This window comes from Streptomyces sp. NPDC057638, assembly GCF_042800315.1.
Classification (GTDB): domain Bacteria; phylum Actinomycetota; class Actinomycetes; order Streptomycetales; family Streptomycetaceae; genus Streptomyces.
Genome location: NZ_JBHVHF010000415.1, coordinates 1 through 5,593, shown reverse-complemented (window position 1 = coordinate 5,593; position 5,593 = coordinate 1). Strand labels below are relative to the sequence as shown.

The following is a 5,593-nucleotide window of genomic DNA, read 5'->3' as shown; positions in this document are numbered from 1 at the left end:
GAGCGGGTCCTTGTTCGTTCGCGCGGGGTTGTGAAAGGTCTCAGAGGAGGTTGGTCATGGTGGACCAGCCGTCACCGATCTTGCGGGTGTCGCTGATGGCACTGCCGTTGCTGGCGTAGATCGTCAGGTCGCCCGTGGTCCGGTCGGTCGCCACGATGTCACTGGTCCCGTCCCTGTTCAGATCCGCCATCGTCAGCTTGTCCTTCAGCTGGAAACTCGACCCGATCACCGCCGCACCATTCAGACCACTGCCATTGCTCGGATACAGCGACAGCTGACCACTCGTCTCATTCGTCGCGACGACATCCGCCTTCCCGTCCCCCGTGAAATCACCAGCCGCGAGATTCTTCACACTCCCCCACCCCGACGTCCCCAGTGTCCTGGCATCCCCAAAACCCGCCCCCGTCGACGGATACAGAACCAGATTCGCCGTATCCCTCGTAATCGCCACCAGATCAGCCCTGCCATCACCCGTCACATCACCCGCCGCGAGCTGCTCAATATTCGTCCACCCATTACCGATCTGCACACCAGCATTGAAGGAACCAGTCCCCGCACGACCCGTCCACAGATGCAGATCCCCCGTCACCCGGTCCGCGGCAACAACATCACCCCGCCCGTCACCATTCACATCACCCGCAGCCGCCAAATCCTTCGTCGCCCACCCCGGACCCACCACATGCGTCCGCAACGACAGATCCGCCCCCGTCGCAAACAACCTCAACTCACCCGTATCCGAAATCCCCAGCAGATCATCACGCCCATCACCCGTGAAATCACGGCCCGCGCCATCGTCGATGATCTTGTTGTAGCGCAGCGCCTTGTAGTCGCCGTTGGGGCGGCCGTCGAAGTGGGAGGCGTTGATGGAGACCCCGGTGACGTGCTTGACCGGGGTGGAGCCGAACGAGTAGTAGGAGAACGTCGTACGGGCCGCGTCCTCCCACTTGTCGAACAGGATGACGTGGTCGTAGAAGCTGTTGAGGATGTCACCGGGTTTGAGGTCCCTGCGCGCTATCTCATGGGAGTAGCCGGGCAGCGTCTGAGTGGTCGCGCTGGTGCCGAGGTGCCAGGCCATCGAGACGTAACCCGAGCAGTCCGTGCGGTAGTTGCGGCCGTCCTGGTCGGGGTAGGAGCCCTGCTGGTTGTACGGGATGCCCTTGCCGAGCCAGAACCGGGCGCGGGCGATGACCTCGGAACGGGAGATCTCGCCGTTGACCACCGAGGCCGCGGCGGCACCGGTGAACGCGGTGGCCGAGAGCGATCCGGGGGCGGCGTGCGCGGGCACGGCGGTGAGGGTGGTGGCCGCCATGGTGCCTGAGATGGCCAAGGCGACGGCGAGGGCTGTGCGGGTGAGACGGGATGACACCGAAACCATGAGGGAACTCCTGAGTTGTCGAAGGGGAGGAGAGAGGATGACCAATCGGTCACCGTCGTTTCTCGCGTAGACGTCGACGCTGGTGGCCTCCTGACGTGAGAAACGTTCAGGTCGCGCGGTGGGCCCGCACACGCTCCGGGCCGTCGGAGAGCAGGGGTACGCGGTTCGGGTCGTCCGCCGCATGGACGGCGTACTGGGCCGGCGCGGTGAACCGCGCCCGGGAGACAGGTCGCAGAGGTCTGGCCGACCCGTACGCCGGGTCAGTCGCCGTTGCCGCGACGGCGGGCGCGATCGAGTCCCCGCTCGGAGCAGCGGGGTGGTGCACCGGCCGAGAAGATCAAGCGAGCGTGAGGGGCGGGGCCTTGCGGGCGTGGACCGAGCGTCCCATCACATGAGCGCCACGCCGGACGAATCCGGCGGGCCCTGGCCAGGGTGGTGCTGGTGGGAGGCGGTGACCCCGAGGGGTGCCCGCGCGCGCCTGATCTCCAGAACAGCGGGGGATCAGGCGGCTGTTCCTCGCCCGCGGCATCGGACCGCGGGGCTCGGTGCCGTCGCCGGGTGCGCGAGCCGTCGGTGTCAGCCGTGCAGGGTGACGGGGAGTGTGGTGAGCCGGCTGCCCTGCAGGCCGCCCGTGGCGGCCTGCTGGAGTTCGGCGAAGGGGATGGTGAGACGGGCCTGGGGAAAGTCGGTGCGCAGCACCGTGGCCACCGCGCGCAGTTCGAGTTGCGCGAGCTGGGCGCCGATGCAGAAGTGCGGGCCGGCGCCGAAGGTCAGGTCCGGGCCGGGTGGACGGGCGGGATCGGTGTTGATTCCCTGGATGTCGACGAGCACGGGCGCTCGGGAGGGCAGCCGCGTTCCGGCGAGTTCGATGTCGGCGGTGGTGAACCGCCAGAGCGTGAAGGGGGCGGGTGGGTGCTGTCTGAGGGTCTCGCGGACCAGTTCGTCGGTGTCTCGCTGGTGCGGGTGGTCCGCGAGGGTGTGGGCGATCAGGGTGCCGAGGGCGGCGTCGGTGGTGAGCTGTCCGGCGAAGATCAGCGCGAACAGGTGGTATTGCAGCTGCTCTCGGGTGGTGTGTGCGGGAACTCGCGCGCGTAGCTCGGCGGCGAGGCCCTGGCTGTTGTCGCCGAGTCCGAGGGCGGCGATCCTCGCGAGTTCGGTGATCGCGCCGCCCTGCGCGCCGGGTTGGTCGCTGTGCATCTGCCGACAGGCGTCGGCGGCTTGGCCGACGTACGCGAGGGGGATGCCCAGGAGGTCCAGGAGGACCGTGAGGGGATAGCGGGTGGTGAAGTCGGCCATGAGGTCGACCTCCGTGCGATCGGTGGCCAGGTCGGTGAGGAGGGTCCGGGCTATCGCGTGGATGCGATCGAACCGCCGGCCCGTCCGCTGGATGGTGAGGAGCGGGGTGTGGGCATGCCGCAGTTCGGCGTGTTCGGGGCCGTCGAGAGTGGTGAGGGATGGCTGCTCGGCGGCGGTCGGCTCAAGTCCGGCCGTGTGGCGGTCCCAGCCGGGCGGGGCGAACAGGGGGTCCTTGGTGATGCGGGGGTCGAGGAGCACCTCGCGCGCCAGGGCATGGTCGGTCACGATCCATGCCCGTCCTCCGGCCGGGGCGTCCACTTGCACGATGGGGCCTGCGGCGCGCAGGGCGGCACGGATCGGGTCGGTGTCGGTGATGCCGCTGAGGGTGGCGGCGAACGGGTCGATGCCTTCGAGGTAGGGAGCGTTCAGCATCCAGGGGCTCCATGAACGGGAGGAAGAGGGTGAGCGATGACAGTCCGTGCGCGCCGCGGACCTGAATACCTCCACACTAAAGTAACTCCATGGGCAACATGCTTCACGGTGAAGCAACTTCGTGAGGAAGCTATGCTTCCCGGTGGCAGGCTGTCAACGCATTACGGCGCGATGGGCCGCCGACAGCGACGGAAGGAAGGCCCAGTGGACGAATCGGTATCCGACGGCATCGCGGTGCAGCGAGAGGAGCTGGCGCAGGCCCTCAGGGCCTACGGTGCGAGCTTCACCGAACTGGGTCGGCGCTTCGCCGCTCAGATCGGTGTGCACTCCACCGATGCCTTCGCCCTGCTGGAGATCACCTCCGCCGAAGCCAGCGGTGTCCCGCTGTCCCCGGCTCTGCTCAGCAACCGCATCCCCCTGTCCTCGGGCGCCATGACCGCGCTGCTCAATCGCCTGGAACGGGCCGGATTCATCACCCGCTCCCGCGAGCACACCGACCGGCGGATCGTCACCCTGCGCGGCACCGCCCAGGCCAAGGAGCGCGCTGAAGCGTTCTTCAGCCCTCTCAACGCCCGCCAGGACGCGGCCTTGTCGCAGTACCCGCCCGCGCTGCTCAAGCAGCTCACGACCGTCCTGACGGATCTGCGTTCCACCATGGACGCATAGCGCACCGGGCCATGACGTCCCTGCTCGCCTGACGGCGCGCCTGAACCGTCTCCTCATGAGGCCGGCTCACGGCTGCGCCCTGCACCGTATGGGCACCCCACCACAAGGGAACGGAGCCGGTCTCGGAGTCCGGGGCGCGGCCCTGATCAGGACCTGGGTCCTGGGTCTCCCTCGTTCCCAGGGTGGACACGGGGGGTGCATACGCGTGATCGGATGGGCGGGACGTCTCCCCGCTCCTGAAAGAGGTGCCCGCATGGGCTCCGACCCGCTCACCACGGCCGCGTCCGGGCCACCCGCCCGGATCCGCGAGGACCAGCCGGTCAGCTGGCGAGCGCCCCTCACCCGGTGCTCGGCCCTCCTGTGCTGGCGAGCGCCCCTCACCTGGCGCTCGGCCCTCCTGTGGTGGCGACGGCTCGCGAACGAGCGCGGGGTGATGTCACCGGCGCTGCCCTGGCTCCGCAACGATGTGCTGCTGGCCTGCGCCCTGGCCTTCGAACTCGTCGACTACGCCATGACCGGATGGCAGGCCGGGAAGCCGCCGACGGTCCTCGGCGCGCTCCTCCTCACCCTGAGCGTCCCGTTCCTGATCGCCCGCCGCCACCATCCGGTGCCGGTGCTGGGAACCGTCCTCGTCGTGCAGCTCATCGCCGGTCTCAGCGCTGACGTGTTGCACGGCTCCAGCCTTCCGTTCCTGATCGCGCTGTACGCGGTCGCCAGAACGGGCGATCGGCGCACCGTGCTGGCGGCCGGCGTGGTCGCCGCGGTCGTCCAGGACATACGCAACGCCGTGAACGGTCTCAGCGCGCCGGAGAGGCTCTCCGAGATCCTGGCGATCTGTTTCGGCATCGCCGTCGCCATCTGGGTACGGCGGTGGCGCGGACAGGTCGACCTCAACCGCAGGCTTCTCGCCGAGCGGGCGGTGGCCAAGGAGCGCCGTCGCATCGCGCGGGAACTCCACGATGTCGTCGCCCACCACATCACCATCATGTGCCTGATGTCCGGAGGGGCCCGAACGGCGCTGGGCCCCGGTCAGGACGCCTCACGCGAGGCCCTGATGACGCTGGAGTCCTCCGCCCGCAGCGCCCTGACCGAGATGCGGCAACTCCTCAGCGTGCTGCGGAGCGCCGAGCCCGGCGCGGACGTTGTACCCGGCCCCCAGCCCGGCGTCGAGGACATCGGCCGACTCGTCGCCGAATCCCGCGTGAGCGGCCCGTCCGCCGAACTCGTGGTCACTGGCGCGCCGAACCCGCTGCCGATGGGCGTCAGCCTCACGCTCTACCGGATCGCCCAGGAGGCCCTCACGAACACGCGTAAACACGCCGGAGCGGCCCGGGCCGTGGTACGGCTCGCCTATCTGCCGGACCATGTCACGCTGGAGATCACCGACGACGGCGTGGGCCACGGCAAGCGTCAGGACCACCGTGGCGCGCGGAGACCGACGGACGGGGGATACGGGCTGCTCGGGATGCGCGAGCGCGTCGCCGTGCACGGCGGCTCCCTGGAGGCGGGCCGGCGGGACGAGGGCGGATTCCGTGTGGCGGTGAGTCTGCCGCTGCCTCTGGCACGGGAGCCGGGACAGCCGCCGGGAAACCCGCCCGCCATGGTCGGGTAGCGCTGGCACCGACGGCTCGACCGGTCGAAACCGCACCGGACACCGCGGCGTGGACCGCCGGAGCGGAGGTGCCGCGGGACGGATCGATGCCGTCGGTGTCCCCGTGGTCTCCCGCGTCCTCGTGCGCTCTCGTACGCGCCTCTTCGGGCCGTGGAGATACGGGGGTGCAAGTCCCCGCGGTACGACCTCAGGGGTGCGGGCCGGAGCTGGCC

General features: G+C 69.3%; 4 protein-coding genes. 2 read left to right on the top strand and 2 right to left on the bottom strand.

Translation table 11 applies throughout. The annotated features are described in order from the left end of the window. Positions 1-40 precede the first annotated feature (40 nt). Both ACFVIM_RS32225 and ACFVIM_RS32220 read right to left on the bottom strand, forming a co-directional pair. Complete coding sequence (locus ACFVIM_RS32225; protein ID WP_384309032.1) at positions 41-1,309, bottom strand: FG-GAP-like repeat-containing protein; 1,269 nt, start codon at positions 1,307-1,309, stop codon at positions 41-43. A gap of 642 nt (positions 1,310-1,951) precedes the next feature. Then, a complete protein-coding gene (locus tag ACFVIM_RS32220) occupies positions 1,952-3,103 on the bottom strand; it encodes a cytochrome P450 (RefSeq protein ID WP_384309030.1) in 1,152 nt (383 codons plus the stop codon). A gap of 204 nt (positions 3,104-3,307) precedes the next feature. Between ACFVIM_RS32220 and ACFVIM_RS32215 the strand changes: the two genes are divergently transcribed. After that, on the top strand, positions 3,308-3,769 hold the full coding sequence (locus ACFVIM_RS32215) for a MarR family winged helix-turn-helix transcriptional regulator (protein ID WP_384309027.1): 462 nt from the start codon (positions 3,308-3,310) through the stop codon (positions 3,767-3,769). A gap of 253 nt (positions 3,770-4,022) precedes the next feature. Beyond that, on the top strand, positions 4,023-5,381 hold the full coding sequence (locus ACFVIM_RS32210) for a sensor histidine kinase (protein ID WP_384309024.1): 1,359 nt from the start codon (positions 4,023-4,025) through the stop codon (positions 5,379-5,381). Positions 5,382-5,593: the final 212 nt, after the last annotated feature.